General features: G+C 27.2%; 5 protein-coding genes and 1 tRNA gene. 3 read left to right on the top strand and 3 right to left on the bottom strand.

Annotated features, from left to right (window positions below):
• The first annotated feature begins 228 nt into the window (after positions 1 to 228).
• Entirely contained in the window at positions 229 to 1,593 is a 1,365-nt protein-coding gene (gene der, locus RJT54_RS02130; protein ID WP_343128195.1) for a ribosome biogenesis GTPase Der, read from the top strand.
• A gap of 23 nt (positions 1,594 to 1,616) precedes the next feature.
• On the opposite strand, the gene fdx is transcribed toward der, so the two are convergent.
• The 3 genes from fdx to RJT54_RS02115 all read right to left on the bottom strand — a co-directional run bounded on the left by fdx (position 1,617) and on the right by RJT54_RS02115 (position 3,674).
• On the bottom strand, positions 1,617 to 1,937 hold the full coding sequence (gene fdx / locus RJT54_RS02125; protein WP_343128194.1) for an ISC system 2Fe-2S type ferredoxin: 321 nt from the start codon (positions 1,935 to 1,937) through the stop codon (positions 1,617 to 1,619).
• A gap of 120 nt (positions 1,938 to 2,057) precedes the next feature.
• Positions 2,058 to 2,438, bottom strand: a complete 381-nt coding sequence (gene iscU / locus RJT54_RS02120) for a Fe-S cluster assembly scaffold IscU (RefSeq protein ID WP_343128193.1) — start codon at positions 2,436 to 2,438, stop codon at positions 2,058 to 2,060.
• Positions 2,439 to 2,459: 21 nt separating this feature from the next.
• The gene (locus RJT54_RS02115; protein ID WP_343128192.1) at positions 2,460 to 3,674 is read right to left on the bottom strand and encodes an IscS subfamily cysteine desulfurase; all 1,215 of its coding nucleotides are present in this window, start codon (positions 3,672 to 3,674) and stop codon (positions 2,460 to 2,462) included.
• Between the two features lie 211 nt (positions 3,675 to 3,885).
• On the opposite strand from RJT54_RS02115, the gene RJT54_RS02110 reads away from it, so the two are divergent.
• Positions 3,886 to 3,958 (top strand) — tRNA-Trp (locus RJT54_RS02110).
• Between the two features lie 129 nt (positions 3,959 to 4,087).
• Positions 4,088 to 5,968: a dihydroxy-acid dehydratase gene (ilvD, locus tag RJT54_RS02105; protein ID WP_343128191.1), complete on the top strand. Its 1,881-nt coding sequence runs from the start codon at positions 4,088 to 4,090 to the stop codon at positions 5,966 to 5,968.
• Positions 5,969 to 6,000 lie beyond the last annotated feature (32 nt).

The following is a 6,000-nucleotide window of genomic DNA, read 5'->3' as shown; positions in this document are numbered from 1 at the left end:
AATTAGTATTGCCTATAAAAAAAGATGTATCATACAACATTAGTATTGCCTATAAAAAAAGATGTATCATACAACATTAGTATTGCCTATAAAAAAAGATGTATCATACAACATTAGTATTGCCTATAAAAAAAGATATATCATACCTCTGTATAATGATATGATTGAATATATTTATGTTAACTGAAATATATTAAATAATATTTTTTCATTCGAGGTTTTTAATATATGATATTCAATATAGTCTTAGTGGGACAAACTAATGTCGGTAAATCAACATTATTTAATAAATTAATAAATAAGAATGTTGCTATCGTGCATCATACAATAAATTTTACACGAGATCGACAGTATGGTATATTACATTTAAAAAATTCTATTGTTAATCTTATTGATACAGCAGGTATACAATTAGATACTGATAATAATAATATACAAAAAAGCATTTTAAATCAAACATTTATTGCAATTCGTGAAGCATCGTTAGTTTTATTTGTTTTTAACATGAAGACAGGTATTACTGAAGCAGATAAAATTTTATTGCATAGAATACGTAAACAGTCAAAAACGATTTTTATTATTATTAATAAAATTGATACAATTCAAGATTATCAATATAAATTTAGTGAATATTTTTGTTTCGGTATTAAAGAAATTTTTTTAATTTCAGCATTAAAGTCTTTAGGAATATCAAGATTAAAAAATAAAATACAAATTTGGTATAATCAACATATATTACTACCCGGAAATATTTCATGTAATAATATAATTAAAAAAACAAATTCTAATGTATTAAAAAATATTATGATTGCTCTTATTGGAAAACCAAATGTAGGTAAATCAACATTGTTTAATGCGTTACTAAAGAAACAGCGGGCAGTGACTTGTAATATTCCTGGTACAACACGAGATAGTATTACAGATACAATAATTTTTCAAAAACAAAAATATGTTATTATGGATACAGCCGGGGTACGTAAAAAGAATAATACTTCAGTTGAATCATTATCAATATTAAAAACTTTACATGCTATTGCTAATACTCATATTTCAATTTTAATTGTAGATTATACTGATGGTTTTAATAAGCAAGATCTATGGTTGTTAAATGTTATGATTCAATCTGGAAAAAAAATATTAATATTAATTAATAAATCAGAAAAATTATCTATTGTAGAAAAAAATAAAATAAGAAATTATTTATATTATAAGTATAAAATTATACATTGTTTTTATATTCATTTTATTTCTGCTTTATATCAAATAGGTATAAAGAAAATATTTTTTTTAATTAATAAATTAAATAATAATATTAATTTTATTATGAAATCTTCTGAATTAACAAAGATAATGTATCAAGCGATTCAGGAGTATCCTCCGAAAGTGATTCGGGGTAAACAAATAAAATTACAATATGCACATCCCGGAGGATATAACCCGCCTACAATTGTAATACATGGAAATCAATTAATGTATATTTCAAAAAATTATAAACGTTATTTAATAAATTTTTTTCAAGATCGGTTACATCTTTTTGGTAGTATTATTAAAATTATTTTTAAAAATAAAAGCAATCCATATATGATTCGATAAATATATTTTTAAATTTTATTTATTTATTTTGTCTGTGGTATTTCAACTTTAATAGTTATATTTAAATTTAAGATTTTTGCCTGGCAAGCTAAACGACTATAGTATTCAACACCATATGCTTTATCTAGCACATCATTTTCTTTTTCTGTAATTTCCGATAATGATTCATATCCTTGTCGAATAATACAATGACAGGTACTACAAGCGCATGATTTTTCACATGCGTGTTGCATATTAATATTATTTTTTAAAGCAATGTCTAAAATGGTTTCACCAATTTTCATAATACATATTTTTTGTTTTGATAATAAAATTTTATTTGGTAAAAAAATAATTTTTGACATATTATTAGCCTTATTAAAATAAATTTATTTTTATAATATTTACTCTATATATTCGGTTTGTATATTCCTGAAATATTACAATTATATAACATGTAAATATGTCAGGAATGCTGAAAATTGTTATTTTTTTTTTTTATAGTCTTGAATTGCTGCTTTAATTGCATCTTCTGCAAGAATTGAACAGTGAATTTTTACCGGTGGTAAATCTAATTCATCCGCAATAGTAGTATTTGTAATTTTCTCCGCTTCTTCTATAGATTTTCCTTTAATCCATTCGGTAATTAAAGAACTTGAGGCAATTGCGGAACCGCATCCGTATGTTTTGAAACAAGCATCTTCAATAATTCCTTTTTCATTAACTTTAATTTGTAATTTCATAACATCTCCACAAGCTGGAGCACCAACTAGTCCACTACCAATTTTTTTAGATTGTACGTTTTTAAAAGATCCGACATTACGAGGATTTTCGTAATGATCAATAACTTTTTTACTATATGTCATATGTTTACCTTATCTTGAAGTTTAGTTATGTTGCCATTTTACTTTATTTAGATCAATGCCATCTTTAAACATTTCCCATAATGGGGATAATTCACGTAATTTATGTATTGCTGTATGAATCATATTGATTGTATATGTAATTTCTGCTTCTGTTGTAAACCGTCCTATTGAAAATCTAATTGAGCTATGTGCTAATTCGTCTTTCAAGCCTAATGCTTTTAGTACATATGACGGTTCTAAACTTGCTGAGGTACAAGCAGATCCAGATGACACTGCTAGATTTTTTAATGCCATGATTAAAGATTCACCTTCTACAAAATTAAAGCTTACATTTAAAATATGTGGTGCACTATATTGTAAATTAGTATTTAAATATATTTCTTCAATATTTTTAATACCGTCCCAAAGCATATTACGTAAATGAAATATACGTGTTATTTCATGAGGTAGATTACGGTTTGCAATTTTACATGCAGCGCCCATACCAACAATTTGATGTACTGGTAATGTACCAGATCGCATTCCTCGTTCATGGCTCCCGCCATGTATTTGTGGAGTTAGTCTAATTCTTGGTTTACGTTTAATATATAATACACCAATACCTTTCGGTCCATAAATCTTATGTGCTGAAAATGACATTAAATTAATATAAGTCTTGTTTAAATTGATTGGTATTTTACCTATAGCTTGTGTTGCATCTACATGTAAAAAAATATTTTTTTTACGACATATGTTGGAAATATTGTTTATATCTTGTATAGTTCCAGTTTCATTATTAACATACATAATTGAAATTAATATTGTATTTTTTTTTATGTTTTTTATAATATCTTGTAAATCAATTATACCATTTTTTTTTGGATTAATATATGTAACAGAGTATTTCTTTTGTTCTAGATATCTACAAGTATCTAATACTGATTTATGTTCAGTACTACTTGTGATAATATGATTACCCTTATTACGATAAAAACTACAACAACCTTTAATAGCGAGATTATTAGATTCGGTAGCACCTGAAGTAAAGATAATTTCCCTTGGATCAGCATGAATTAATTCTGCAATTTGTTCACGTGCAATATCTATTGCTTCTTCTGCTAACCAACCAAATTGATGTGATCGTGATGCAGAATTACCAAATGTACCATTAAGAGTGAGGTAGTTGATCATTTTTTTTACTATTTCTGTATCTACCGGTGTTGTTGATGCATAATCTAAATAAATTGGAAACTTCATGTTATGCCTTTAATAAATTATATAATATAGAATTTTAATATAAATGATGTTATTTTATAATATCTAAAAAATTAATATATTATTTTTTGTATATAATGTATTTTTTATAGTAATATTTCTAACGATTAAATTCGAAAATTAATTTTGTGATTTTTTGATTTATTTTTAAATAGACTAAATATATTTAAAATAGTATACTTATAATTTATATAGGGATGTAACTCAATTGGTAGAGTATCGGTCTCCAAAACCGAAAGTTAGGGGTTCAAGTCCCTTCATCCCTGTGTAGTTATACGTTTTTTAAGAATCTTTTTTATACATAATATATTAATTGATATAAATAAAATATAATCATGGATTTTTAATAAATATTTTTTAACCATATAGATATTCTATTGTAGAGATTAGAAATTATGCCTAAATATCGTTCTAAAACTAGTACTAGTGGTAGAAATATGGCAGGTGCTAGAGCATTATGGCGTGCTACAGGAATGAAAGATGATGATTTTAAAAAACCTATTATCGCAGTTGTTAATTCCTTTGCTCAATTTGTCCCTGGACATATACACCTACAAGATGTTGGTACATTAATTGTGGATGTGATTAATAAAACCGGTCAAGGTGTAGCAAAAGAATTCAATACTATTGCTGTAGATGATGGTATTGCCATGGGACATGAAGGTATGTTATATTCTTTACCTTCGCGTGAATTGATCGCTGATTCAATTGAATATATGATTAATGCGCATTGTGTTGATGCTATGATTTGTATTTCTAATTGCGATAAAATCACTCCAGCTATGTTTATGGCTGCATTAAGATTAAATATACCATCTGTATTTGTTTCTGGTGGTCCTATGGAGGCTGGTAAAGTTTCTTTAAATAATGAATTTAAGAAAATTAATTTGGTAGATGCGATCAGTAATAGTGCTGATTCAAAAATATCTGATGATCATGTATATGATATTGAAACATCTGCGTGTCCTACATGTGGTTCATGTTCAGGTATGTTTACAGCAAATTCTATGAATTGTTTAATGGAAGCCATAGGTTTAGCATTACCGGGTAATGGTACTATATTAGCTACACATGTTGATCGAAAACAAATATTTATCGATTCTGCAAAAGCAATAGTAATAGCAACTCAACAATATTATCATTGTAATGATACGTCTGTTTTACCTCGTAATATTGCAAATAAGCTTGCTTTTGAAAATGCTATGCGTGTAGATATTGCAATGGGTGGATCTACAAATACTATTTTACATTTATTAGCTGCCGCACAAGAAGGTAGTGTCGATTTTACTATGAAAGATATTGACAGATTATCACGAACAACGCCACATTTATGTAAAGTTGCTCCTAGTAGTATGTTGTATCATGTAGAAGATGTACATCGAGCAGGTGGTATTATGGGTATTTTAGGCGAATTAAATGAAATTAATTTATTACATCAAAATGTATATAATATTTTAGGTCAATCGTTAAGCACAATGTTAAAAACATACAATATTAAATATACTAAAGATGATAATATAATTAAAATGTTTAGGGCTGGTCCTGCAGGTATCAGAACAACTATACCATATTCTCAATCATTTCGTTGGGATACAGTCGATAATGATCGACAATTTGGATGTATTAGATCCTCTCAGTTTGCTTATAGCCAAGATGGTGGATTAGCAGTTTTGTATGGTAATTTAGCACAAAATGGTTGTATTGTTAAAACTGCTGGATTAGATAAAGATCAATTAGTTTTTACAGGTCGGGCTAAAGTTTATGAAAGTCAAGACACTGCTGTAGAAGCAATATTAAATAATAAAATTCATGCTGGTGATATTGTATTAATTCGTTATGAAGGTCCAAAAGGTGGACCAGGGATGCAAGAAATGTTATATCCTAGTACATATTTAAAATCTATGGGTATAGATAAATCCTGTGCTTTGATAACTGATGGTAGATTTTCAGGAGGAACGTCCGGTTTATCAATTGGGCATATTTCTCCAGAAGCTGCAAATAAAGGGTTAATCGCTTTAGTAAAAGATAATGATTTAATATGTATAGATATCCCAAATCGATCAATTTGTTTAAAGATTACAACAAATGAATTAATGAATCGTCAAAAAGAAGAAGAAAATCATATTAAAGCATATCAACCAAAACATCGTTTTCGTACAATTTCATTTGCATTAAAGTTATATTCATTGTTTGCAACTAGTGCAGATCAAGGCGCGGTTCGTAATACTAAACAGATTAACCTATTACTAAAAAATAATTCATTGGTCAATAAGTAAAATATTATACGCTTTTTCTTTATATAGGAACA

The organism is Buchnera aphidicola (Takecallis taiwana) (assembly GCF_039355125.1).
Classification (GTDB): domain Bacteria; phylum Pseudomonadota; class Gammaproteobacteria; order Enterobacterales; family Enterobacteriaceae; genus Buchnera_L; species Buchnera_L aphidicola_AG.
Note: the sequence above shows the minus strand (reverse complement) of the source record. Positions and strands in the feature narration are given on the sequence as shown.